Here is a 25,714-nt window from a genome sequence, read left to right as displayed (position 1 = left end):
ATGACTCTGATCGTACTTCACGATGAAAACCGATATGTCGGTGGTGCAAAGATCTCGGATGATGAATTGCGGGACCGTATTGAGCGGTTACTGGCCACCGACACATTAATCCGTGAGGACGATGAGCCGATCCGTAAAACAAATGCGCTTTATGAGGCCGAAGTGCAACCCGGAGTGATGCTTTGGCAGCTCCTGTTTGAACCTGAGAACCAACGACTGTCGCGGGACATTAACTTTCAACTTCAACTGGCGGTCGACCAGTCGACCGTGGTCGCGGAAGACGAAGTCATTCAAGCGACAGTTGTCGGCGCTCTTGGTCCATTTGCTTCCTCCGATCATTACGTCGTTGATTCCGAATCGGACTGGCGAAGTGCTGTCCGCGAAGATCTGCACCTCGCGCCGGGAGCTTCAGCCGAGTTCCACCAAAGATGCTCTAAGGCTTTTCCGCGCCTCCACCTCAGTGCAAGTTTTCCAAAATGCCTCGACACCTTCGACGGAGGCCTCCAACGTTACGCTCGTCTAATCGTTCGCTGCTTTTCCGAACTGAATGACGAGTGGACCCTTCCGCCCGGCGCAGATTTGCCGGAGCAACTTCGTTCATTCTCGATATCTTCTGGTTTCGATACAACATTGGAAGGAAACGGCGACAGAAAACCTGCGCTCAGCTTCAAGTTTGCCGTCGACGACACTCGCAGCGAAATCGTTCTTTGCGAACCCCACATGAAAATTAGCGGGTGCGATGACGAAGGGGACCATACTTTCCGCCACCATCGAATTTATTTCGCGCCCCGATCCCATGATAGTTTCGGTAACCACGTGCTTGTGGGCCACGCAGGAAAGCATCTCTGATGAGGGCCTCTCCCTCAGGATTGTTTAGCCCTTGATGGGCAGCAGGTGTTCGTGGTGCCTCACGGCAGCCCCGAAGTGATGCTCAGACGGCGCTGCTTTGCCTGAGCCCATCGGCGGCTTCATTTGCGCGGCGGCCGCTAGAGGTCAGCTCGGAAATTTGCACAGACTCGAGGGGGCGTCGGAGGCACGTTAGATCAATACCAGATCTCATTGCACACAAAACTCCGGCTGCCTCTAGGTAACTGTCAACGAATACGAGTTGACCAGGTCTCCAAGGCAAAACAGACAAATCGTTTCGCATGATGCTAGTGTTCTCTCGAACGACTATAACCGGCAAACCTTGGGCGAGTGCCGCCAAGGTGGGGATGCCAACGCACCCATCGGGAACGACGACACAAGACACCTGCGTTACATCAAGAGACAAGCCGCGACCGAATTCCGCCGGATACACTTTTGGGCTTCGCATTAGCCCCTTGAGCACGGACTGGAAGAACGTGACAGAGATGGTCTCCGCGGCGATCCTTGGATCGACGATACTGGGATGAGGCCTAGCCTCATCCCACTCCTGCACCATAGGCGCATGCGCGCACTGAACACCGAGGAACGCAGATATGGTATGCGTGAGCATTGCCTCAGCCGCTCCGACGGGATTTATAGCACCTTGTGAAGACAGATAGGCGGCCTGAGCTCCTGCGTCTGCTAGTACACACGAAGCAAGTGCCAGGCAGTCATAGGACGGCCTAAGGTGCCGGAGTTCAGTGAGCAATGGCCCTATGCCACTCAAAGAGCCGCTTGCGCGACCCGAATGTGCGGAAAAATCAGCACAAACCCGAATCTGGTCCCTATAACGGATGACCCTCTCACACCTCAGGCCGTATGAACTGCGAGCAGCATTTACCGCGTTAACTTGGGCGCTAAAAAGTCTATCATCTCCCGAATCACTAATAACAGCCAGAATATTATTGCTTCGAGGAAGACGAAACCCCAGATGCCCCAGCAGAAATCGCGATAGCTTGTCCCCTTCCACGTAGTAAACATTGTCCGCCATCTCATTGATATCGGAGCCGTTCACAGCATTTGGATGGGTTACAAGCGTGTCGCAAACAGATGCAAGTAACAAAGTCACAGGACCAGCATCGCCTGCGTATCCGCCTATTGAAAGCCCTACTCCAGTCGGTGCGACGAAGACAACATTGAACCGGCTCGTATCTGAAAAAGGCCGCTTGCGTAAATTTAATGAATGAGTTCTAGCCACATCTGCCCACTCTGGAAGATCAAGTGCGACCCACAGCTCCCCAATGACGGATTCCGCCGTAATTTCATTGACCACAAACCTTAACAGATGTTCGCTAGCCTCAACAAATCGTGCGACGCCCTCCAATACTTCAGAGATCGGGTTCTCTGATGTAATTCCCGCTGCAAGCCTGAAGGGTCGCTCGACTACACGCATTTGCTCCTCCTCGTTCAGTTTAGACTCGAACTATGAGATTCCGTTTCACGCACCGCCCTGAAAACCAGGAGGTGGTAAATTCCTCGGCTACCTTCGAATCAAATTGTTTGCACGAAAAGATATTAATGTATGCGGTGCCAAGCAAATCGAGCGTGTGGACGACAATAGTGCTTGTAATTATAAAGCATACAGCCGACGTACCTTTCGTTTTCGGCTCCGTTGACATATTTTCAGGAGCGACGTTAATGTCATCCCAGAAGTGAACGTCGCACCTCTCCATCTTTATTACGTCGCATATGCCCGTGAAGTACGCGTCTAGGCTGCCTCTGTTGAATGTTGCAACATCACAACCGTGGAGGTCGAGCAGCAACTCGATTCCGTATTCATCGTCAGTAGCGGACCCTACACGAGAGGAACTTATTCCCAGTGTGCCGGATGGGTCAACCATGCTTCGCTCCTTCAAAGTTTACTTAAATGATCAACAAAGATTTCCATTGTACTTGAACTCAATAGGCTGTAGTATATCTGAGTCAGTATTTTTTCGAAAGGGCGTCAAATGGCTAAGAGCAGTGACGTTGAGACTCGCCTGAAGGGTCTCGAATCTTCGATTGAAACTTACGCTAAAGCGAAGCGGGAGCTCTCCGGTGTTCGTGGACTGGAGTCGCGCTTGTCGTCTGAGATTGCTGCGCTAGGATACGAGAGCGGGGCAATCATCGAGTACACCATTCGCGGCGTGCCCATGACCGAAGGCGAAGTGCAGCCGATGCTTTGCGTGTGCGCTTGCGCTTGTCTTACTGCTGCTTAAAGAGGCAAAAGCTCAGTCCCGCAAAGGTTGGTTTGTTCCGATGAGACGGCCATACATAGGCGTCGCTTATCGGCCTCAACTTCACGACGTCATTCTTGCGCACCGCGATAAGATAGATGTCATCGAAGTGATGGTTGATCATTACATTTCGGGTGGACCAGCAATCAGGGAAAAAATGGAACAAGCCGCCTCGGCCTATCCGGTTGTAGCGCATGGTGTAGGACTGTCACTCGGAAGCGCCTCGCTTCCGAGTGTCGATTATTTAAATAAAGTTGAGGAGGTGTTGGCCAAACTTGGCGCTCTCAACTATAGCGAACACCTTGCATTTACCAAATCAGCGTCGTTAGATTCGTCGCAGCTGTTGCCCGTTCCCCGAACGCCGGAGGCGAGGAATATTTTGATTGAGAATGTCGCAAGCGTGCAACGGCAGATATCTCTCCCATTTTTGATCGAGAATATTACCTACTATTTCGATTACGCTGGACCTCAGATGGCCGAGTTTTCCTTTATCAGTGAGATTGCAGATGCAACGGGATGCGGTATTCTGCTGGACATCGAGAATCTTTATATTAACTCGGTGAACCATAAATTTTCGACACAGGATTTTCTTAGTGGTCTGCCTCGTGAAAGCGTTCGAGCTGCGCACGTCGCCGGTGGCGGAGAGCATAACGGGGTACTGATCGACACGCACGACCGCCCTCCTAGAGAAGGTACGCTTTGTCTCTTGCGAGAGGTATGTTCTCGATGGGACCTGGCAACCATCATATTGGAACGAGACGAAGGTGTTGACGATCCTTACTGCATTATTGAAGACTTAGACCTAATACGGAGCGGTATCCACTCGGATGGACCGGGAAACACTCCAGCGATTCCAGGATGAGCTGGTCGCGGTTCTCCTGACTGGTGCTGAGCCTCGCGACACAGATACTCTAAGCCTGCTCTCAACGGTGGATGCGGTTCGCTTCCGGATGCTATCAGAGATGGTCGCAGGAAAACGGATTGCCAAATGTCGATATATATTGCCGCGAACTTTTCAAATTGGTGAGTTCACTCCCGAGTTCCTCAATCGCTTCTGTGCTACCATGCCATTTATTAGCGCAGATTTTTATTCCAACGCCGCTCAGTTCTACTTCTTTGTGCGCCGGGAGTCGCGGTTTGGCTCCGTTCCGCCAATTCTGGAGGAGGCGTGCTTCACAGAGCTTGCTATCGCGTCGAATACGCGCCGACCCGTGCTCGCATCTGAGGGATTTCCTATAGATAGTTGGGACCGGTACCATTGGGGCATCCCTAAGGGCGTTCGGCTCCGTCGATACACTCACGACGTATTTTCTGTATTATCCACTGGAGCAGTCCACCTAGGTCGACGCCGGTATTGGTATGGAATAATTTGCAAACCGAGGAATTCTCGACTTGGGGCCTGCTTTGCACCAAGTGCTGCAACATACGACCTTTTACGGCGGCTAGGTCGTCGCGGTGGGAAGGCTCCAGCGCACCTAAATACTCCGAGCGGGACACTGCTGATGAAGTGGCTCTATGAAGCAGGTATAATTGAGTTCAGCGCATGCGCATCTGTCTAATTGGCAAATACCCCCCTATTCAGGGCGGCGTGAGCATGCACACTTATTGGTACGCTCGGGCGTTGGCTGAGCGGGGTCATCAGTGTCACGTCGTCACTAACGCTAGAGATGTCGAGACGAATTTCCGTCTTTTTATGCAGGAGGAAGATTGGGCGCGGTGCGAATGCAGCTTTGAGAATGGTGGACATGTACGCGTCCATTGGGCAGAAATGACACAGAGAGAGTCTCTCCACATCCCTCAAACCTCTATGGCGGTGACCAGGTTGGCTGGAAACGCGATCAGCGTGGTAGAGGAGTTCGATATACAATGTCTGTTTTCTTATTACTTTGAACCTTATTCTGTAGCAGGTTGGATTGCTTCTAAGGTGACGTCGCTGCCTCACATAATCAAACATGCAGGAAGCGACATCGGGCGGATAGCAAAGGTGCCAATAACTCGAAAAGTTTATATGGCCGCTCTTCGCGAAGCCGACGTTATTGTGTCACGAGGTCAGGTTAAGTCAGAACTTGAAAATGAGGGAATTGATAACAAGCGCTTCTGGACCAGAGACTCTTTCAAAGTGCCGGCGATTTTTTGCTCTACAGCACCCGCCCTCGATGTCATTGAGCTATCGGAGCAAGCCCGGCGAAGCACGGAATATTCAGACCGTGTATTCGGGTCACTTTTATCAGCAGGCCCGATCATCGGAGCGTATGGAAAGCTCGGAGAACGAAAGGGCACCTTTAGTCTTTTGGAAAGCGCGGCGCTCCTGAGGAGCCAAGGAATCGACTTCTCTATAGCTGTTCTCGGAAGCTCTTTTATGGATCGAGATCAGAGATTTCGCGGGCTAATATCCGAGCTCGGGCTATCTGACCGAGTTCTTCAACTACCATTTATTCCGCATTGGCGAGTACCTGAATTTATCCGAACGTGCAGATGCGTGGTCTTTCTCGAAAATAACTTTCCAATTAAGCATCACGCGCCTACTATCCCACGCGAAGTTCTGGCCTGCGGAATCCCACTTGTGTGCTCTGAGGAGGTGTTGGTACGACAACCATTCTCACGGCTCCTGGTCGATAATGTAAACTGCATTAGCATCGCGAACGTCACGGACGCGGCCGAGCTCGCAAAGAGACTTGCCGAAGCATTGGCCGATGCTCCCAGGCTAACAGCGATAGGGGTTGCGGGGAGGCGTGTATCCGAGCTTCACGAGAGTCAGATTGATTTTCCCGGCAATTACGAGAGCCTATTTCAGGGGGTAGTGGAAGGTGACGACAAGCGCCGTGGCAAAAGCATTGGCTCCGGCGATTCAAGCACCGGTCCGGCGGATGATCTGGCGGCAGGCACAGCTGAGAGCGTGGCGAGACACAGACTTTACCGCTGTCCAGAGCGCTACGCATCTATTGTCCGGGGTGGGAATCTGGGTCCCCTGTGGATTCCTTGTATTGATACCGGGATCGAGTGGGACGACAATACAATTGTGAGCGGCATTGCCAGTTCTGGAGGTGGCAGATTTCGCGTTCAGGTTAGCAACGGGATCCGCGACATCTTGGGTCTGGTCGATGGGAAACGTTCGGTTAGCGAAATTTGTGATCTGCTCTCGGAACGTACTAAGCATACGTCCGACCGCGTGAGAAACGCGATACACGATTTGTTTTTAGAAGGGCTAATCAAGTTCATAGTGTAACTTCGCGCTATCGCCTGGAGATGAAGACAGGTGAGTTTTTGGAGGGTCTGTCTGCAGTGAACGCGCGAGTACAGTGGTTTTGCTATGTGTGTAGGGGTGACGATGTTCTCCAAACACCGGTACTCCGGGGGATTGATCTTTGGAAGCCGACCCTCGTTCGTTCAGGGCCAAACTGGATCTTCGCTTGTCACGGTGTTTTGCCATCCAAGATTGCGGATAAACGGTCCTTAAAAATTGCAATTGGAGCTCTCCCGGACTCTGGAGGCAGCCTCGAATTGGACCTAGTAGGGGGTAGTCTGGCGGTGATCGCGGACCCTTCGGGTTTTACAACCGTATTCTACACCTCCTCGCAAGGTGTCTTGGGCGCTTCTTCTCATCCACTATCTCTGCTCCTCCAGAAGGGGAGTGACCTTACGCCAGACCCCATATACCAACTAGAAGAACGTATTATTGGACTGACCTCGGTTAAGCGGTCGCCATTTTTGCATGTTCAGCGCTTGAGCAGCATGGAGGCCATACATTTTCGCCCTGCTTCCCCCAGCGTTCAGATTCGAAACTATCGTGTCGAGCCAGCGACTGGAAAATCTCCTGCTCTCCTAGGTAATATTGGCGATGATTTGGCTAGGTTGCTTGAGGACGCGGTGCGGCTATGTATCTCCGCGAATCCGCGTGAGGTGGCTTTGGCGTTGTCGGGTGGAATCGATTCTTCCTTGTTGGCAGGTATAGGCAGTCGTCTTGGGTTGCGGCATGCGTTGACGGTATTTTCCGCCCCCAAAGCTAAGTCTGTCGGACTCTCTGCCCGGCTTACTCGAGAGCTGAACCTGCAGCATGAATGTATCGAGCTAACGCCCGAGTGGGTCACTGGATCTCTCACTCGCCGCTGCATATTCCGAGCAGGCTGTGCGCCCACGCTTACCGGAGGCAGATTACTCTGGTATGCGGCTCAGCGTGGCTACTCGTCAGTATTGTTTGGTCATGCCGGGGAGGATATCTTCTTGCGTGGTGAGAAATACAGTGACCCTGAGAAATATGTTGCGACGATGGTTAGAATTATGAATTCGTGTGCGGGTGGCGAGGAGGTCAAGGCCTCCGCGCTTCTTTCTTTGCTTTCCGAGCGAGCCTTGGTGGGTTCTGATTTGGAACTTCTGACATATCTGTCTGAGTCGGACATTGCCCGAGATCCACATGAAGTGGGAGACGAACTTGAATCCCAATGCTTGGGAATTGAAATATCAGTACCCTTCTTGAGCCTCCCATTGTCAGAAATGCTGATGGCGTTGTCTCCGGCCCAACGGATGTATGAGTCGATCGGAGGTTACTGGCAGTATCGAATACTGCGATCTGTTCTTCGTCCACGCTTAGCCGCGCAGGTTATCGGAGGCCCCAAAGAAGCCTCGTTTTCCACATACGGTCCGATTTCCTTTGCAACCGGAGATCGACTGCAAGAGTCCTTCGGTGGACAATGCAGATCGCTAGGAGACGCATGGAGTGTTATCTCTGAAGCGTTGTTTTATCCGAAGACGGGTCGACCTCAGGTTGAGACGCTGGCAGGATGACCCAAAGCAACGACTCAAGAAAGCGCCGCTGGAATTTGGTGGCCGAAGGCTTTGCAGCTTTCTGTGAGCGGTGGCCTAGATATCGGATTTTGGCAGAACACGGGATCGCACGTCTCGGCGACCTGACCGATTCTAAGATATTGGACATTGGGTGCGGCGTTGGCGACTCGACGCGCGTTCTCGCTGAGCACGGAAAAGACGTTGTTGCCGTGGATTTTTCCCCGAAGTGTATCGAATATGCGAAAGCTCGCATCCAACGAGCGAACGTTGCCTTTGAGGTGGAGGACGCAGGAGTATTCCTGAAGCGCTGCAGCGCTCAATTCCAACAGTTTGACGTTATTTTTTGCAATGCCGTGATTTGGCAGTTAGAGAATATTGAAGAGTTCCTCAAGCTGGCAGCTAATGTTACTGCCCCGGGGGGGAGGTTGCTGGTGAATTGGTGCGATAAGCTTACCCCGCTTCCGTTAGATTTTCTGGCAGATCGGCGGGGCTCAAGTGTCGACAAGCTTGAGTTGGCTCTAGATAATTGTGGTTGGGTGGTCTCGGATATCTTCGAGGTCGAGCTAAAAGAACAGATCGAAACTAGCTCCGAATTTATTTCTGCGCTCGGTCTCCGCCGCCCCAGCACGGTTGTTGCCCGGCAACTAAGCGGTGGCGAGTATCTCGTCCGAACATGGACCTTTGTAGTTGGAACAAAATGTTAGCTCTGTAGATGCAAACATTCGGAGGGACGGCCCCTTAAGGGATGCCGTAGACAAGCAGCTAAGACCCCTTAGATAAATCTTGAGATCGTGTCCCAGGGAGTGGTGTAGCTGACGGCTTGGTCGCCGCGCTCTCCGGTGCGCCGATCGATCTCGCCGTTGAGGCGCTCGATCGGGTGGTCGAATGCAGCTTGACGCGGTGCTCCTTGGGGAAAGTCATGTAGGCAAGCACGTCGGGCTCGGCGTCGTCCATGATGGTGGCGAGCTTGGGCACCTTCGGCCGGATCTGGTCGGCGACGGCGCGCCATTGCGTGCTTGCGGCCTCGGCCGTTTCCTGGGCGAAGGCGGTGGCGATGAAAGCGGAGACGACGCGGCGCCCGCTCTTGCCGGCATGGGCCAGCACGTTCCTCATGAAGTGGATGCGGCACCTCTGCCATGTCGCGCACAGCACCTTGGTGACGGCCGCCTTGATGCCTTCATGGGCATCGGAGACGACGAGCTTGACGCCGCGCAGGCCGCGGCGGGTCAGCTTGCGCAAAAACTCCGTCCAGATCGGCTCGGCCTCAGACGTGCCGACCTCCATGCCCAGCACCTCGCGCCGGCCGTCCGCGTTGACGCCGACAGCGATGATGACGGCGACCGAGACGATGCGGCCGCCGCGGCGCACCTTCAGGTAGGTGGCGTCGATCCACAGATATGGCCAGTCGCCCTCGATGGGTCTTTCAAGGAACGCTTTGACCTTGCCGTCGATCTCTTCGCACAGCCGGCTGACCTGGGTTTTGGAGATGCCGCTCATGCCCATGGCCTTGACCAGGTCGTCGACCGAGCGGGTCGAGATACCCTGGACTTAGGCCTCCTGGATGACGGCGGTCAGCGCCTTCTCGGCCATGCGGCGCGGTTCTAGGAAACCGGGGAAATAGGAGCCCTTCCTGAGCTTGGGGGCGCGCAGCTCGACGGTGCCGGCGCGCGTCTCCCAGTCGCGCTCGCGATAGCCGTTGCGCTGGGCCGTGCGCAACGGGTTCTTCTCGCCATAGGCGGCGCCGGTGGCGGCCCCAACCTCCAACTCCATCAGCCGCTCGGCGGCAAAGCCAATCATCTCGCGCAAGAGATCGGAATCCGGAGTCTTCTCCACGAGCGCGCGCAGGTTCATCATGTCGTCGGTCATCAATGGTTCCTTCGAATCAGGTTGGTGTCAGCAACCCGACCTCACCGGCGAACTGTCGATGACCACCGCAAAGCCGCTCGCTCGCTACAGCGCTATCGAGGTGGCGCGCTCGCGAGCGGCTTTGCTACCGCCGAGCTACCTGTGGGGACGCGACCGAGCCAGACGATGCCGGCACCGGCAAGAGCCGTACAGAGAAACAGGATCAACATCTGTTCCCATTATCGCATAGCCAGCATCAAGATTTCCGTCGGCTGCATAGGATGAAGTCGACACCAGGAAGATCGGCATCGCCAATGCACAACGTCGCCATCCCATTACAAGCAAACTCGGTCTCATTGTGCCGACAGCGCCCCGGCCCCCATCACGTAAGCTATGGCGCCTACCAGCCGTATCCAAAGCGGCGTCGGCGGCGTAACTGCAACAATTCTTCGGCGGATGTAGCTCGAAGAACAGTTGCATTTGTATTGAAAAACACTTCTATATCAAGGCATGGCAATCAGCTAAAAAGTACCTTTGTTGTTTAACTATTGTTAACCATGTGTTGGCCGAAGTTATCCGGTTAACGCTTGAGGCAACTATTGAGGCTATGTTTCGTGCATCGCTGATATATGGGTCGTAGGTAATGTGCGGATTCGGGGGCTATTTCGGTTCGATCCGGGATGCGGAAGCTTTGCTTACGCGCATGATAGCTGCGATCGCCCATCGCGGGCCGGATGAGCAAGGGAAATTTGTGACAGCCGACGCCGGGCTCGGGCATGCGCGGCTGTCGGTGATCGGGATCGGCGATGGCCAGCAGCCGATGTCCGACGTGTCAGGCAATTTGACGATTGCGTTCAACGGCGAGATTTTCAACTACCTGGAACTGCGTGAAGGGCTGATAGCCAAGGGCCGGCGCTTCCGTACGTCGAGCGACACAGAGGTCATCCTGCACCTGTATGACGAGATGGGCGAAGACTGCCTGTCGCTCCTGAACGGCGATTTCGCCTTCGCGATATGGGATAACAGGCGTCGGCGTATGGTGCTTGCCCGAGACCGGATGGGTGTCCGGCCGCTGTTCTACACGAGCAGGGACGGCGTGCTTTACTTCGCGTCGGAGATCAAAGCCCTGCTGAAGGTCCCCGGCGTCTCGGCCGAGATCGATCCGATAGCACTCGACCAGATTTTTACGCTGTGGGCGCCGATCGCTCCCCGCACGGCTTTCCGCAATATCCACGAGCTGGAGCCGGCAAGCGTGATGATCGCGACACCGGGGCAAGTCACGGTCAAACGATATTGGCACCTCGACTATCCGCATCGGGATACGCCGTCTAAGGTCACGAACGAGGACGATGCGGCCGAGGAACTGCAGGCCCTTTTGACCGATGCGGTGAGGCTTCGCATGCGCGCCGACGTGCCGGTCGGTTCTTATCTTTCGGGCGGGCTCGATTCATCCCTTGTCTCGGCGCTTGCCGCCGGCATGACCCCTCTCAAACTGCAGACATTTTCCGTGACGTTCGACAGCGCCGAGCACGACGAAAGCGCCTTCCAGACCGAAATGGCTTCAGCACTTGGCGCCCAGCATCGAACCATTGCCTGCCATCCCGGCGATATCGCCGGCGTCTTCCCCGAAGTCATCCGCTTTGCCGAGCGGCCGATCATCCGCACCGCACCGGCACCTCTCTACCAGTTGTCCGGCCTTGTTCGCCAGGCCGGCCTGAAAGTGGTGCTGACCGGCGAGGGCGCCGACGAGATCTTCGCAGGGTACGATGTCTTCAGGGAAGCGCGTGTTCGCCGGTTCTGCGGGCGGCAGCCGGCATCGCGCATGAGGCCGCAGCTGTTCCGCAGGCTTTATCCCTATCTGCCGGGTCTGCAGCAGCAGTCCGTGGAGTACCTGGCTGCTTTCTTCGGCGCCGGCAACGCTGCGCTCGATGATCCGCTGTTCTCGCATCGGCCGCGCTTCAAGACCACGGCGGCGGCGAAGATTTTCTTTTCCGGTGACCTGCGTGCGACGTTGAAGGGCTATGACGCGGCCGAGGACCTGGTCAGGCGGTTGCCCCAAGCATTTTCCCTGTGGCACCCGCTGCATCAGGCGCAATATCTCGAAACCCGCTTCCTCCTGCCGGGTTATATCCTCTCCAGCCAAGGTGATCGGATGGCCATGGCGCATGGTATCGAAGGACGTTTCCCCTTCCTCGATCCTCGTTTGGTGGAATTCGCGGCAAGACTACCGCCGGAGATGAAGCTGAAGGGATTGGTGGAAAAGCACATACTGCGCAAGGCAGCCAAGCACCTGCTTCCCAGCGCGATCCGGGAGCGCACCAAACAGCCTTACCGGGCCCCGGAAGCCCGCTCCTTCGTTGGAGCCGGTGAACTGGACTATGTCCGCGACGCGCTGAGCGAAGCGAGCATCGCTGCCGGCGGACTGTTCAACGCCAAGGCGGTGGCGAACCTTCATGAGAAATGCCGCACGCAGCCGGCGTCCGGGTTCCGCGACAACGCGGCCTTCGTGGGCATCCTATCGACCCAACTGTGGCAGAAAAATTTCACCAGCCAAGAAGTCAGTGCAGCACGAGCGGCCTGAGAAATCCAGGGAAGGAAAAAATGATGATAACAATCAAGGACAAGGTCAGAGCCTTTATCGTTGACAACTTCTTGTTTGGCGACACGTCGTACGAACTTGCAGATACAGCCTCGCTGATCGAGAACGACATCATCGACTCGACCGCCGTGGTGGAACTCGTGGCCTTCATTGAGGATAATTTCGGTATTGTAATGGTCGATTCCGACATTGTACCGGCCAACCTGGATTCGCTTGACCGTATTTCGTCCTTCATCAAGGCGAAAGCGGGAACGCCGGTAGTCTAGGCGCGATCGGCGAGGAGCGTCCGTGCGGATCGAACATTTTCTGGCCGCAAAGGCCGCTGCCCATCCCGCCAAAACGGCATTGATCACCAAGCATAGAAGGCTGCGCTACGAAGAACTGGACGATCTTTCGAGCCGCCTTGCCGCGGCCCTCTTCTTGAACGGCGTCAGGCGTGACGACCGTGTCCTCGTTTTCATGGACAATTGCTGGGAGGCCGCGGTTTCGATTTTCGCCGTCCTCAAGGCAGGGGCGACCTTCAGTCCGGTCAACCCGTCCACCAAGGCCGACAAGCTTGCCTACATCATTGCCGATTGCGACGCTGCGGCGATCCTCACGCAAGCAAAACTGATGCCCGTGGTCGCCGAAGCGTGCGGCGGCAACACCGGCATCTTCGTGGCTTCGACTGTGGGCGCCGATGGCCAATGCCCGGCTGGGGCGACGTCCCTGGCGGACTGTCTGGCGCTCGAAGCCAGAGAGATAGACCACCGTGGCATTGACGTCGATCTTGCGATGTTGATCTACACCTCGGGCTCAACGGGCCGGCCCAAGGGCGTGATGATGACGCACCGCAATTGCGACGCGGCAGCGGACTCCATAACCACCTATCTGCGTAACACGCCCGATGACATCATTCTGAATGTTCTTCCACTCTCTTTCGACTATGGCCTCTATCAGTTGCTGATGGCCGTCAGGCTCGGCGCCACGCTCGCGCTCGAGAAGTCCTTCGCCTTTCCTCAAGCGATCTTTGAGCGTATCCGCGAGGAAGGCGCCACCGGTTTTCCGCTTGTGCCCACGATGGCAGCGATGATCCTGCAGATGCGTGACCTGGAGCCGGGCTTCCTGCCCAGCGTTCGCTATATTTCCAACACGGCGGCTGCCTTGCCGCCGGCTCATATAGAACGTCTGCGGTTTCTTTTTCCCGGTGTCAGGCTCTATTCGATGTATGGCCTGACGGAATGCAAGCGCTGCACCTACCTGCCGCCCGAGGAGCTCGGTCGCCGGCCGGGGTCGGTCGGCATAGCCATCCCGAACACCGAAGCCTTTGTCGTCGACGACCACGGGCAACGCGTGCCGCCAGGCGTAGCGGGTGAATTGGTCATTCGCGGACCGCACGTCATGCAGGGTTATTGGCGAAACGAAGCTGCGACGGAACGAGTGCTCAGAGCGGGCCCGGTTCCTTGGGAGAAGGTTCTCTACACCGGTGACCTGTTCAGGACCGATGAGGACGGCTTTCTCTATTTCGTCGGCCGCAAGGACGACATCATAAAGACGCGGGGAGAGAAGGTGGCTCCGAAGGAAGTGGAAGCCGTGCTTCACGCCCATCCCGGCGTCGCGGAAGCCGTTGTCGTCGGCGTGCCGGATCCGGTGCTCGGGCATGCGATCGGCGCATTCGTGGTACCCTCGGACCCGACGCTCAGCGAAAAAGATGTCATGCGCCACTGCGCACGTCACCTTGAGGACTTCATGGTCCCCAAGGTCATCGAGTTCGGCCGGGAACTGCCGAAGACGGATACGGGCAAGGTCAGCCGCCGGCTTGCGGCAGAGATGATGGAGGCCGCGCAGTGAGTGTTCGCCCGACCGAGGACGCGCAGACCTTTCTGTCGCAGGCTCTGGCGATCGACCCCGCCGTCGAAACGGACAGGATCGTGACGGCCTTGCGCAAGCAGTTGCGCGGCATTCGCAAGCGCGGCCTCGTGCTCGGTCTTTCCGGCGGGATCGATTCCAGCGTTTCGGTCGCCTTGGCGGCGCGGGCCGTCGGCGGCCAGAATGTACTTTGCCTCTTCATGCCGGAAAACGATTCCGATCCGGAAAGCCTACGGCTCGGTCGGCTTGTCGCCGATACTTTCGGTGTCGAGGCTATTGTGGAGGATATAGGGCCGGCCCTGCGCGCGATGGGCTGCTATCAGCGCCGCGACGCTTTCATACGCGAATTGGTCCCGGAATACAGCGAAGGCTGGGCCTCGAAGATAGTGATCGCGAATGCGCTTAAGAGCGAAGGCTACAATATTTCGTCGCTGGTGGTGCAGGACCCCAAGGGCAAGCAGACCAAAGTAAGAATGCCACTCCCGGTCTATCTCGGTATCGTCGCCGCCACCAACATGAAGCAGCGCACCCGCAAGCAGATCGAATACTATCATGCCGATCGCCTGAACTTCGCCGTTCTTGGAACGCCGAACCGGCTGGAATATGATCAGGGCTTCTTCGTCAAGAATGGTGACGGCGCGGCGGACGTCAAGCCGATCGCCCATCTCTATAAAACGCAAGTCTACGCGCTGGCGGCCTATCTCGGCGTTCCCGAGGAAATCCGCAACCGGCCGCCGACCACCGATACCTATTCGCTGGCACAGACGCAGGAGGAGTTCTACTTCTCGCTTCCCTATGACCGCATGGATCTTTGCCTTTGCGGCCTCAACAACGGTGTGGCCGCCGAAGTGGTGGGGCAGGCGGCGGGACTGACTGCCTCGCAAGTGGAACGCGTCTGGACCGACATCACCGCCAAGCGCAAGGCGACGCGCTATCTGCATCTGCGTCCGCAACTCGTTGATGAGGTCGAGGAAGTCGATACCTGACCTGCCTTTCCAACCTAAAGCGCGTCGCGTTTGACCGGCCTCTACCGGCCTCATGCGACGCGCTTTAGGTTGTTGTTTTTATGCATGTCGTTATCGCAAAACCGCTGCACACTTTTGCGCGACATGCATTAGCCACGGCGAGCGCTTCAGGGTGACCGATGTTCCGCCCCAACATTGCCCTGTCCGTCTTGATCTGTGATCGGCTTTCCGTGAACGAGCAAACGGAGTTCTCGATGGAGACTACGTTGGAGGTTCTTGGGCTCGCCTTGCGGTCTGGCGAGAGGCTGGCGAACCGGAATGCGGTAGGCCAGTCGGACGGAAATCGGCGGTGCTGGACTCGTTGCCGTGGACAAGGCTTAATGCTGCGCGGCGAGATTGCCGGGGGCGATTATGAGATCACCGCAGCAAATGACCGATGGCGGCGATGTTCTCGATGCTGTCGTCATCGGGGCCGGCTGGGCCGGCCTGGGTGTCAGCTATTGGCTGGCGCGACGGGGCCTGCGCCACAGCGTATTGGAGCGGGGCCGCATAGGAGAGACCTGGCGCACACAGCGATGGGATTTATTTCGGATGAATACTCCCAACGTGCAGACCGTCATGCCGGGCGATTGCTATGACGGTCCGGATCCGGATGGCGCCCTAACGCGCGATCAGTTCGTCACTCTCCTTGAGGATTTCGCCGGGCGCAACGCGCTGCCGATCGAACCGGATACTGCGGTAAGCGAACTCACGCACGAGAATGGCGCCTATCGGCTGACCACATCACACGGCACGCTTTGGGCGCGCAATGTGATCGTCGCAAGCGGCAGCCTGAATTGTCCGGTGCGCCCGGTCTGGGCCGCCGCGTTGTCGCCCGCTCTCCGCCAGATCGACGCTTCCGGCTACCGCAGCGCTGCCGATCTGCCCGATGGAGCGGTGCTGGTGGTCGGAAGCGGCCAATCGGGTGCCCAGATCGCGGAGGAGCTGGCGGACGCGGGTCGAACGGTTTTCCTTGCGACCAGTCGTGTCGGACGGCTCCCACGGCGCTACCGGGGTCGCGACATCATGGTCTGGCTGCTCGAAAGCGGGTTTCTCGATGTGCGCCGGGAGGAAGTCATTCGACTTGCGGGACGCATCCCGCCGCGTGGTGTGCTCGGGTCGACGCATACGATAAGCCTTCAGGCGCTGAGCGCCCAGGGTGTCGTGCTGCTTGGGCGTCTCACCGGCATCGAGGATGGCGGCAGCCTCTCGCTTGCCGACGATCTCGAAGCGAATGTCCGCTTTGCGGATGAAGCCTCCGAAAATGTCAAACGCCATGTCGACGACTATATCAGCCGCATGGGGATCGATGCACCCGTTGCGGAGCCCGACCCGGCAGAGACGGTCGCGATGCGTCAGCCGAACCCGACGATCGGTTCGCTCGATCTCTCCCGCTCCGGCGTAACGAGCGTGGTGTGGTGCACGGGCTTTAAGGGCGATTTCAGTTGGATGAGGCTTCCCGGTGCGCTCGACAGCGCGGGACAGCCTGTTCACGCGGATGGCGTGGCCGCCCTGCCGGGCCTTTACTTCGCAGGGCTGGACTTCGCCTCCACACGCAAGTCAGGCATCATCTTGGTGATCGCCGAGGAAGCACCTCGCCTTGTCGAACATATCGCAGGGCATTCGTGACCGCCTGGCATAGTCAAGAAGCTCCTGACAGTCAGGGCCGGATCAGTGTCAGAGGTCGGCAGATCGTCAGTCACCGCCTTGCGCCGCCACCAGGGTCACGTTTCGCCGCTTAGCGACGTTCCCACTGAGCGAAGGCAAAGGCCTCCGACGATCAGCCAATGACTTCGCTCCCGCACGACTGAATGCTTCAGGTGAAGCCGCCGCCGGTCAGCCGGCTCCACTGCTCGCCCGCAAGCCCGTTCAGGAAAGCTTGCGAGTTCTTCATGGCATCCAAAAGCTCGGAATCACGTGAATGCGCCACGGTCGAGGCAACGGTCAGGAAAGCTATGCGTCGCCCAAGCATTGCTTCCAGAAGTGCGGGTTGAATGCGTCCGCGCAGGCCGCTGACGCCGCGCGCGGCGGCATGATCGATCAGGCAGTCGATGACAGAACCTGCCTGGCCGGGGAGGGCGAGGATCTGCAGCACGCGACCGATTTCACCCGCCCGCGCGTGATAGGCGAATGCGCCGACATTGCTGCCGACCGGCGATGCCACGGAAACGTAGACAAGCTCGCCCAGATCCGGCTTTTGTGCCGCATCGGCCAGGATATGATGGAGCTGGCCTTCCGCCCACGCCGGGCGCAGGGCGAACTGGGCGGTCAACGGTTCGACGAGCTTGGCAAATGTGTCGCTGTCGATTTCGGATGTCCGAAATGCGCCATGACCTGCCCCGTCCGCCGCCACACCGGACCAGCGTCGTTCGCTGGACTTCATTCGTCTGCAATAAAATCGGTCGAGGGCATGCGCAAAGGGATTGAACATTCGGGCAAGCTTAATACGACTGGCGGAAAGGCTGAGCACAAAGCTCGACGGCCGCATCACGCGTACCCAGTCGAGACTGTATTGCGGCAGGACCACGCCGCGCAGCCGTGTCCACAACCTTGCGGAGATGTCGTTGGCCGTCTCGCTGAAGGAGATGTCCTGCGGACCATCCAGGTAAGCTTTCAACAGGCGGGCGCCGGCCATCGGGTCGCGTTCATGATCCTCGACCATGAGCGAGCTGCAGATGGCGGCGCGTAATTGCCGGCCGTTGAATTGCATCGGCAATATGTGAACACCGACAAATCCGGAGACGCGGCCGGCGTCGTTGACATGGACAAGCGAGCGGAGATCGCCTCCGCAACCGGGCGCCTCCAGATAAAACCGTCTCATATAGTCGATGAGCGCGGCCGGTGCTTCGGTCCGCTCTTTGCGCAGCACGCGTTGAAACATGCCTGCGACTGCCGGAAGATCGGCACCTTCCAGGGCGCGAATGACGCTCAAGCCCGGCTCCCGGCACCGCAGTCCTGGCCACCGTCTTTCCAGACCATGGCAAGGCCAGGCTTCCCATCGGCGATCGCGGCGAACGTCAGGAGTTTGCAGCGGTGCAATCCCAAGTTGCAACCGCTCCGGTGGCCGAAAGGAGAGTTGTAATGCTGCGGCAAGGTAGGACCTTTGCTAGATCATGAAAACGAGCGTCGTTGCTGTTACCAACTTCGGGTAAACCGATGTTGAAGTATTGGTAGCGAATCGAGTTTTATCGACGCGACTTGCGTCTTGTTTCCTCGGCGCCGCGGCACATCAGGCCAGGCCTCAACTTGCTACTTCCGACGCCAAGCCAAGCCGCTTTGGCTTTCATCCTTGCCCGCGTCGCCGGTCTTGAGACGAACCATCAGTGCTGCCATGATCTGCCGTGTTGCCTGGTGCAGGAAGAAACCGGCGCCGAAATCGAGGATCATGGCGGAAGCAGCCGGAAATCCTTGCCTTCGGGCAGCAGCTGCCCGCCGTCGACGATGATGGTCGTGCCGGTGATGTAGCTGGCGTCGTCCGAGGCCAGGAACAGGAAAGCATTGGCCACGTCGCGCGGGCTGCCGAGGCGGCCGAGCGGTATGGAGTCCTCCATGTTCTTTATATAGGCGGCGCCGCGATGCAGCTGGATTGCTTCGGTGAGGATATTGCCGGGTTCGACGCCGTTGACGGTGATGCCATAGGCAGAGAATTCGAGAGCGGCCGAACGGATCAGGCCGTTGATGCCGGCCTTGGTCGCCGAATAGTGGCCGTGACCAGGGCTGGTGACGTGCGGACCGGTGATGGAGGAGGTGAACAGCATGCGGCCAAAGTGCTGCGCCTTCATCGGAACGAGCGCGGCCCGGGCGGCATTGAAGCTGCCGCGCAAATTGACCGCCATGACACGGTCCCAGTCCTCCGGACTGGTGTTTTCCAGCAACTGCCACGGATAGATGCCGGCATTCTGGACCATGATGTCGAGACGGCCGTGATGGTCGAGCGCCAGCGCAACGGCGGCCCGCGCATCGGCCATCTGCGAGATGTCGGTGCGGATGAAGGCAGCGCCGAGCTCATCCGCGGCCGCTTGCCCGGCATCGACCTCGGTATCGGCCAGGACCAGTTTCGCGCCCTCTTCGGCAAAGCGCTGTGCGATGCCCTTGCCGATGCCGCGCGCACTGCCGACGATCAGCGCGATCTTGTCTTTGAGCCGCCCGGTCATGCCAGCCTCTGGCGAATGGTTTGCTTGAAAGCGTCGAGCAGCACGGCGGCAAGCACCAGCAGGCCGTGGATCACCTGGGTGAAGTTGGCCGGAAGGCCCATGAGGTTGATCGCCGTGTTGATGGCCGACAGCAAAAGGACGCCGGCATAAACGCCGGGCAGGGTGCCGACGCCGCCCTTCAGGCTGACGCCGCCAATGACGACGGCGGCGAACGCGTTGAACAGCAGGCCGACGCCGAGATTGGCGGTGGCGCCGGAGGTGCGGATCGCCAGCAGCCAGCCGGCAAGGCCGGCGATGGCGCCAGCGAGAACGAAGGCGATGACGAGGTTCCGGGTGACGCGGATGCCGGCGCGGAAGGTTGCGGTCTCGTTGCCGCCGATCATGACGAGGTGCCTGCCGAAGGGTGTCTTGGCCATGATCAGCGAGAAGATCACGAAACACGAAATGGTGATCCAGGCGGTGAGCGGCAGGCCAAGGAGGCGCTGAATGCCGAACCAGCGGATTGCCGGCGCAAGATCCTGCGCGGAGCGGCCGCCGGAAATAACCAGCACGAGGCCGCGCACCCATATGTAGGACGCCAGCGTGATGATGAAAGCACTCATCTTCACCTTGACGACCAGGTAGCCGTTGATGACGCCGACGATGCCGCCGACAGCAAGGGCAATAAACAGCGAAACCGGAACCATCAGCCATTCCGGATGCAATTGAACACCAAGGCCGATGCCCGCCGAGCAGAACAGGATGCCGACCGCCATGGCGCTGAGCGCCGCCACGGATTCGACCGACAGGTCCATGTGGCCGGTGATGATGACCAGCGCCAGGCCGATCGACATGACGCCAAGCACGCTCGACGCCTCTATGATGTTGGCGAAGATGCCGAGCTGGAAATAGTTCGGAATGGAGATGGAGAAGACCACCAGCACGAAGACCAGCATGAACCAGACGAGGTTGTCGAGGACGAACTCGAGGGCGTGGCGCGTGCGGGGATTCATGTGCTGATCCGTCTAGCGCATCGATTCTCGGAAAGGATCATGCGCGGATTGAAATTTGCTGCAGCTTCCCTTGCGCGTCCGTTCGAACGCGCCGGTTGAGCTCCGGGCCAGCGTGGCCCGAAGCCCTAGGCGACTTTGCTATTCGACCGGCTTCACGGTGCCCGAGGGCGGCTTCAGATTGCCCCAGAAGGCCGGGTTGTCGACGTTTTCCTTGGTAATCGCAGCGCCGGGGATCTTGATGTTCGGTCCCCAGGCTTCAATGGTCACGGTCGACTTCAGGCCGAGCACGTCGTACTCGCCCGGCTTGATCTCCTGCTTGTTGACCACCTTGTCCATGAACATGGCGACGGCGGCGGCCTGAGCGTAGAGCGGCTGCTCGACTTCGACGTTGAGCCAGCCTTTGCGGATCAGGTCGAGGCCGACCGGCGCACCGTTCGAGCTCATCAGCATGACGTCGCCCGGCTTCTTGCCTGCGGCCTCGAGCGAGGCGACGGCGGCGACCGAGAGGTGCGCCGCATGGCTGAAGATCAGGTCGATATCAGGATTGGCGAGCATCTGGTCGTTGACGATGGTCCCGGCTGCATCCGCCCCCCATTGCATGGCCGGAACCGAGATGATCTTGACGTCCGGGAACGCCTTCATCTTCTCCTCGAAACCCTTCTGGATGTCGAGCGTGTAGGGGTCGCCGGGATCGCCGAGCACCTGGAGGATCTTGCCTTTCACCGATCCGTGCTTCGCCTTCAAGAGCTTCTCGGCCTGATCGGCGGCAATCTGGCCGATCTCGACCGTTCCCGCCACCGACGTGAAGTCGGACGGTGTCGCGGTGATCTGGCGATCGAACTCGACCACCGGGATGCCGGCGGCGCGGGCGGCCTCGATAGACGGCTTCAACGCATTGAAATCGACGGCAGCGAGAATGATCGCCGACGGCTTGAGCGCGATAACGTCGTTCATTTGCGATTGCTGAGCGTCGGTCTTGTTATCGGCGTTCAGCGTCTTCATCTCATAGCCGACCTGCTTCAGGAACATCTCCAGAGCGCTCACCGAGCCGGTCTGGAATTCATCGAGCAATGTCGGAACCAGATAGTAGACGGTGCCCTTGGACTGGGCGAATGCCGGCGTGAGCGTGGCAAAGGCCAGTGCCAGGATACCGAAGACAGCAAGAAGTATTTTCTTCATGTCGTTCGCTCCTTTTGCGCCGGACCCCTCATTTTGTCCCTCAGCCTGCCGGTCCGGCACCGGCGAGCGTCTCTCCGGTGATCATGTTGATCACCGCGTCGGGACTTGTTTTGTTGCGCGCGACATCGCCTGCCACGACGCCTTGCCGGATCACCACGATCCGGTCGGCGACCTGGAAGGCCTGCGGCATGATATGGGTGATGATGACGACACCGATACCTTGGCTCGCCACCTGGCGGATCATGTCGAGACCGCGCCGCGTCTGCTCGACACCGAGTGCTGCGAACGGCTCGTCGAGAAGCACGAGCTTGCCGCCAAAATGCACAAACCGGTTGAGCTCGATGGCCTGCCGCTGGCCGCCCGAGAGGTGCTCGACATTGGTTCTGAGCGAAGGGATGCGCGTGCCGGCGCTGGCCAGCGCCTTTTCGACCACCTGCTCCATGGCGGGTTCGTCGAGCACGGGAACGCCAAGAAATTTCCTGGTGATCTCGCGGCCCATGAAGAAATTGGCCACGACGTCGACATTGGTGCAAAGCGAGAGGTCCTGGTAGACGGTCTCGATCCCCGCGGCCTTGGCCTCGGCGGGAGATTTGGCGAGGAATTCCTTTCCCTCGAACAGCATGCGACCGGAGGTCGGCTCCAGGCCGCCGGCGATGATCTTGACCAGTGTCGATTTGCCGGCGCCGTTGTCGCCCAGAAGCGCCACCACCTCGCCCTTGCCGATCGAGAAGCTGATGCCCTTGAGCGCTTCGATCGCGCCATAGTTCTTGGCGACGTTGTCGAGCACCAGCAGAGGTTCACTCATGCCAGGCTGAGCTCCGCTCATGCCGCAATCCCCTTGCCTTGCAGGATATCTCGCCCGCGTTCGCGCTCGGCGGTGAATATCTGGCCGAAGCGTGGCGAAAGCACCCCTGAGACGGCAAGCGCTGCGGCCCCGCGCAGCACCGCATGCTGGCCGCCGCGTGCGACGGTGACACGGGGCGCCGTGCGGTCCTTTCGCGCCGAGATCGAGTTGGGAAGGTTCGCAACCGAAACGGCCAGCCGTTCAAGCAGATCGGTGGACGCCAGCCCGCCGAGGATGATGGTTTCGGGATCGAACAGGTTCTCGATGATGGTGATGGCGTTGCGGAAGATCGGCCCGATTTCACTGACCCAATCGGCGTCGCTGATGTTCTGGCGCCGCAGCGCCTCGAGCGAGAGGTACCGTTCGAGGCAGCCGCGATTGCCGCAGGGGCACGGCTCGCCACCAGGCACGACAGGGATGTGTCCGATTTCGCCGGCATTTCCCCAGGCGCCGCGCAACGCGCTTCCGTCATGCACCATGACCCCGCCAAGACCGACTCCGAAATAGAGATAGTAGTATTCGGAATACCCCGTCCCGAGGCCATACAGGCGCTCGCCCATTGCCGCGGCCGCCATGTCGGTCTCAAAAAACGCGGGCAGCCCGGTCGAGGCCTCCAGCCGTTCCCGAAGCGCCACGTCCTTCCAGCCGGTCATCGTCGTCGGGCCGATAAAGCTCATCGACTCCACCCCGAAAGGGCCGGGCAGCGCCATGCCGATGCCGAGAACGCGACCGCCCGGCCGCAGTCGGGTCAATTCAAGCACCATCGCGCCGATCAGGTCGAAGGCATGGTCGGGCGTTGCGTTGGGGGCCTCGCGGTAGGCGCTCTCGATCACGTCTCCGCTCAAATTGATCAGCGCCGCATTGATACCCAGCGGGGTGACATGGATGCCGACGGCATAGCCGCCCTCCGGGTTGATCCGCAGGGTCGCCGGGGGCAGCCCGCGCCCCCGCGGCTCTTCGCGCATGGACAGAACGTAGCCGTGTTCTTCCAACTCGCGAACGATGGTCGATACCGTTTGCACGGTGAGCCCGACCCGCCGGGCAATATCGCCGCGGGCGATCGGACCGTGAAGGCGGATGGACTCGAGGACGATGCGCCTGTTGTAAGGCCTCCCGAATTCCTGATTGGTCCCCCGCAGTGCCATGTCTTGCATCCCTAGGAGACATTGAGGTTCGCACCGAATATTTATTCAGTCAAATGGAATTCAAAAATAGTTGACCGGTGCATGAAGTGCGGGGCGGAACGGCGAAGCTGCGGATCTCCCCCCTTGCGGGGGAGATCGGCAGTTTTCCGACGGCACTCTTTTGCAGCCCGGGCGATGGCTGCAGCCACTAAAGATACTGCGCGACCTTCTTGCCGACCCTCAGGAAGCGCAGCGGGTCGAGGGCTTCGCCATTGTGGCGGATCTCGTAATGCAGATGCGGGCCGGTCGAGCGGCCGCTGCTGCCGGTCTTGCCGATGACGTCGCCGGCGTTGAGCCTCTCGCCGACGGTCACGTCGATTTTGCTGAGATGCCCATAGCGCGTCGCAAAGCCATTGCCATGGTCGACCTCGACCATGCGGCCGTAGCCGCCGTTCCAGCCGGCCTTGACGACGATGCCGGGCGCCGTGACCTTGGCGGGCATTCCGGTCGGCGCCCTGAAATCCATCCCTGAATGCAGCGCGGCGGTGCCGAGGAGCGGGTCGGTGCGCACGCCGAACGGGCTGGTGACAGAGCGACCGGGGGCGGGATTGGCGAGCGGCAGCCGTCGCGCCTCCGTCTTCAGACGGTCGAGCGCGTCCAGCGCCTCGTCGAGTTCTCTAACCTTGCTGTCGAACGTCATCGAACTGTCGAGTGGTATCAGCGGCCCACCGGCATCGCTCTTGCCGAAATCGCTATCGACCGGCAGGCCAGCCGCCTCGAGCGCCTGAGAAATTGCATCGGCGTTTCTGTAGGCGTTGTCGGCAAGCGTGGTGATGCGGGTGAGCTGCTGGCTCTCTATCGCCTTGAGCGACTCGTTGATCGATACGAACAGCCTGTCGGCACGATCGGCCGCCGTGTCGCTCGGCAGCGGATCGGAGCGGGTCGACCACAAGGAGAACGGCCTGGTATCGGCGGCGCCAACGCCGGCAACCGAATAGGCCTGCGGCTGGGCGTCGGTCACGTCGGCGCGTTTATCCGACTTCGCCGACGCAGCAGTGGCTGCGGCAGGCGGCGTTCCGACGTCGCTCTCGGTGCGTTCGAGGAGGGGGCCGAGGCGGCCATGGCGCAGGCTGAGCTGGGTCTGTCGTTCCAGCAGTTCGCCAACCTTGGTTTCCATGAGCTGCTGGTCGAGAAGCTGGCGGCTGGTGATCCGGTCGACCTGGGCGCGCAGTGCCGAGATGCGGTCCTCATAGGCCTGCTGCATGCGCGCCTGCCGTGCCGTGGTCGCGCCGATCAGGTCGTCGCGCAGCACGAGGTAGGAGGTCGCCAGCAGATAGCCTATGGCCATCGCCGCCAGCGCGGAGCCGCAAAATGCGGCCGCCCATGGCCGTATGGTGAAATGCCTTATCTCGTTGCCCCGGGCGATAATGACCGTGTGGGGCTCCTTGCGCCTGCCAAAGACCGTTGACTGACCGGCTACGTTCACGGGACCAAGCTTTCGTTACGACACCAACGACAAGCCTGATTACACATCATTAAGGTTAACGGTCGGTTGCTAGCGCCCAGCTCGTTGCAGCCCATGGGTTGCAGCCGGATTGGTAAGAGGGCATGAGGCGCAGGCTTCGGCGCCTCATGCCTCACATGGGGTTTTCAGGCCACAGCCGGTGTTGACGTCAAAGCGCGCGGACGGCCTCCAGCACCGCCTCGGCATGGCCTTTGACCCGAACGTTCCTCCAGATCCTGGCGATCCGTCCGTCGCCGCCGATCAGGAACGTTGCCCGCTCGACGCCCATATAGCGGCGGCCATAAAGCTTCTTCTCGACCCACAGGTGATAGGCTTCGATCACATTGCGCTCCTCGTCGGCGACGAGATCGACTGTCAGATTATGTTTCGACTTAAATTTGTCGTGTTTTCGGACGCTGTCCGGCGACAGGCCGATCACGACGGCGCCGAGCTTTTCGAATTCCGGCTTCAGCTGCGAAAAGCCGATCGCCTCATTGGTACAGCCTGTGGTGTCGTCCTGCGGATAGAAGTAAAGCACGACCGGCGTTCCCAGCAAGGCCGCGAGGCTGAGCGATCCGCCGCCGTCGCGGGGAAGATCGAATTGCGGCGCCAGATCGCCGACGTCGAGATCAGCCATATCGATGCCCTTGTTTGTGGTTACGCGCCAAGCCGCATCGATATAATGTCAAACCGGGATTCGTCCACCGGTCGAGTTCG

At 58.8% G+C, this 25,714-nt stretch carries 21 protein-coding genes and 1 pseudogene; 10 read left to right on the top strand and 12 right to left on the bottom strand.

What is annotated here, in order from left to right:
* On the top strand, positions 1-849 hold the full coding sequence (locus BQ8482_RS25215) for a hypothetical protein (protein ID WP_123150050.1): 849 nt from the start codon (positions 1-3) through the stop codon (positions 847-849).
* Positions 850-931: 82 nt separating this feature from the next.
* On the opposite strand, the gene BQ8482_RS25210 is transcribed toward BQ8482_RS25215, so the two are convergent.
* Positions 932-2,299 carry a DUF3326 domain-containing protein gene (locus BQ8482_RS25210; protein WP_123150049.1) on the bottom strand — a complete coding sequence of 456 codons (1,368 nt, stop codon included), beginning with the start codon at positions 2,297-2,299 and terminating at the stop codon, positions 932-934.
* Between the two features lie 19 nt (positions 2,300-2,318).
* On the bottom strand, positions 2,319-2,747 hold the full coding sequence (locus BQ8482_RS25205) for an S-adenosylmethionine decarboxylase (protein ID WP_123150048.1): 429 nt from the start codon (positions 2,745-2,747) through the stop codon (positions 2,319-2,321).
* 397 nt (positions 2,748-3,144) lie between these two features.
* Here BQ8482_RS25205 and BQ8482_RS25195 point away from each other — a divergent pair, with 397 nt between their 5' ends.
* The 4 genes from BQ8482_RS25195 (at position 3,145) to BQ8482_RS25180 (ending at position 8,608) form a co-directional block, all read left to right on the top strand.
* Positions 3,145-3,984: an MbnB/TglH/ChrH family RiPP precursor modification enzyme gene (locus BQ8482_RS25195; RefSeq protein ID WP_123150046.1), complete on the top strand. Its 840-nt coding sequence runs from the start codon at positions 3,145-3,147 to the stop codon at positions 3,982-3,984.
* A 681-nt stretch (positions 3,985-4,665) separates the two neighbouring features.
* Positions 4,666-6,348 carry a glycosyltransferase family 4 protein gene (locus tag BQ8482_RS25190; RefSeq protein WP_123150045.1) on the top strand — a complete coding sequence of 561 codons (1,683 nt, stop codon included), beginning with the start codon at positions 4,666-4,668 and terminating at the stop codon, positions 6,346-6,348.
* Between the two features lie 20 nt (positions 6,349-6,368).
* Positions 6,369-7,904, top strand: coding sequence for an asparagine synthase-related protein (locus tag BQ8482_RS25185; protein ID WP_123150044.1), 1,536 nt, complete (start codon positions 6,369-6,371; stop codon positions 7,902-7,904).
* A complete protein-coding gene (locus BQ8482_RS25180; RefSeq protein ID WP_123150043.1) occupies positions 7,901-8,608 on the top strand; it encodes a class I SAM-dependent methyltransferase in 708 nt (235 codons plus the stop codon). The genes BQ8482_RS25185 and BQ8482_RS25180 overlap by 4 nt, the downstream gene beginning before the upstream one ends.
* Positions 8,609-8,742: 134 nt before the next feature.
* On the opposite strand, the pseudogene BQ8482_RS25175 reads toward BQ8482_RS25180, so the two are convergent.
* Positions 8,743-9,770: pseudogene (locus BQ8482_RS25175) on the bottom strand (IS256 family transposase); the annotation flags it as partial.
* A 622-nt stretch (positions 9,771-10,392) separates the two neighbouring features.
* Between BQ8482_RS25175 and asnB the strand changes: the two are divergent.
* The 5 genes from asnB to BQ8482_RS25150 all read left to right on the top strand — a co-directional run bounded on the left by asnB (position 10,393) and on the right by BQ8482_RS25150 (position 16,829).
* Positions 10,393-12,330 (top strand): asparagine synthase (glutamine-hydrolyzing), encoded by a 1,938-nt coding sequence (gene asnB / locus BQ8482_RS25170; RefSeq protein ID WP_123150042.1) that lies wholly within the window; start codon positions 10,393-10,395, stop codon positions 12,328-12,330.
* Between the two features lie 20 nt (positions 12,331-12,350).
* A complete protein-coding gene (locus BQ8482_RS25165; RefSeq protein ID WP_123150041.1) occupies positions 12,351-12,614 on the top strand; it encodes an acyl carrier protein in 264 nt (87 codons plus the stop codon).
* Positions 12,615-12,636: 22 nt separating this feature from the next.
* Positions 12,637-14,178 carry a class I adenylate-forming enzyme family protein gene (locus BQ8482_RS25160; RefSeq protein ID WP_123150040.1) on the top strand — a complete coding sequence of 514 codons (1,542 nt, stop codon included), beginning with the start codon at positions 12,637-12,639 and terminating at the stop codon, positions 14,176-14,178.
* Positions 14,175-15,182, top strand: coding sequence for an NAD(+) synthase (gene nadE, locus BQ8482_RS25155; RefSeq protein ID WP_123150039.1), 1,008 nt, complete (start codon positions 14,175-14,177; stop codon positions 15,180-15,182). Before BQ8482_RS25160 ends, nadE begins: the two co-directional genes overlap by 4 nt.
* A gap of 390 nt (positions 15,183-15,572) precedes the next feature.
* Complete coding sequence (locus tag BQ8482_RS25150; protein ID WP_244602959.1) at positions 15,573-16,829, top strand: flavin-containing monooxygenase; 1,257 nt, start codon at positions 15,573-15,575, stop codon at positions 16,827-16,829.
* A gap of 187 nt (positions 16,830-17,016) precedes the next feature.
* Here BQ8482_RS25150 and BQ8482_RS25145 read toward each other — a convergent pair whose 3' ends face one another.
* From BQ8482_RS25145 to BQ8482_RS25110, 9 genes are all read right to left on the bottom strand, one after another.
* Entirely contained in the window at positions 17,017-18,132 is a 1,116-nt protein-coding gene (locus BQ8482_RS25145) for a hypothetical protein (protein WP_123150037.1), read from the bottom strand.
* Positions 18,133-18,449: 317 nt separating this feature from the next.
* Positions 18,450-18,587: a hypothetical protein gene (locus BQ8482_RS38320; RefSeq protein ID WP_165848707.1), complete on the bottom strand. Its 138-nt coding sequence runs from the start codon at positions 18,585-18,587 to the stop codon at positions 18,450-18,452.
* Positions 18,584-19,354, bottom strand: coding sequence for an SDR family oxidoreductase (locus BQ8482_RS25140; protein ID WP_123150036.1), 771 nt, complete (start codon positions 19,352-19,354; stop codon positions 18,584-18,586). The genes BQ8482_RS38320 and BQ8482_RS25140 overlap by 4 nt, the downstream gene beginning before the upstream one ends.
* A complete protein-coding gene (locus BQ8482_RS25135) occupies positions 19,351-20,346 on the bottom strand; it encodes an ABC transporter permease (RefSeq protein ID WP_123150035.1) in 996 nt (331 codons plus the stop codon). Before BQ8482_RS25135 ends, BQ8482_RS25140 begins: the two co-directional genes overlap by 4 nt.
* A 138-nt stretch (positions 20,347-20,484) precedes the next feature.
* Positions 20,485-21,525: a sugar ABC transporter substrate-binding protein gene (locus tag BQ8482_RS25130; protein ID WP_123150034.1), complete on the bottom strand. Its 1,041-nt coding sequence runs from the start codon at positions 21,523-21,525 to the stop codon at positions 20,485-20,487.
* 40 nt (positions 21,526-21,565) lie between these two features.
* Positions 21,566-22,330, bottom strand: a complete 765-nt coding sequence (locus BQ8482_RS25125; protein ID WP_123150033.1) for an ATP-binding cassette domain-containing protein — start codon at positions 22,328-22,330, stop codon at positions 21,566-21,568.
* A 17-nt stretch (positions 22,331-22,347) separates the two neighbouring features.
* Positions 22,348-23,514, bottom strand: a complete 1,167-nt coding sequence (locus tag BQ8482_RS25120) for an ROK family transcriptional regulator (RefSeq protein WP_123150108.1) — start codon at positions 23,512-23,514, stop codon at positions 22,348-22,350.
* 187 nt (positions 23,515-23,701) lie between these two features.
* Positions 23,702-24,979 carry a M23 family metallopeptidase gene (locus BQ8482_RS25115; protein WP_123150032.1) on the bottom strand — a complete coding sequence of 426 codons (1,278 nt, stop codon included), beginning with the start codon at positions 24,977-24,979 and terminating at the stop codon, positions 23,702-23,704.
* A 187-nt stretch (positions 24,980-25,166) separates the two neighbouring features.
* Complete coding sequence (locus tag BQ8482_RS25110; RefSeq protein ID WP_123150031.1) at positions 25,167-25,634, bottom strand: peroxiredoxin; 468 nt, start codon at positions 25,632-25,634, stop codon at positions 25,167-25,169.
* Positions 25,635-25,714 lie beyond the last annotated feature (80 nt).

The organism is Mesorhizobium delmotii (assembly GCF_900149755.1).
In the GTDB taxonomy this organism is placed as follows: Bacteria; Pseudomonadota; Alphaproteobacteria; order Rhizobiales; family Rhizobiaceae; genus Mesorhizobium; species Mesorhizobium delmotii.
Note: the sequence above shows the minus strand (reverse complement) of the source record. Positions and strands in the feature narration are given on the sequence as shown.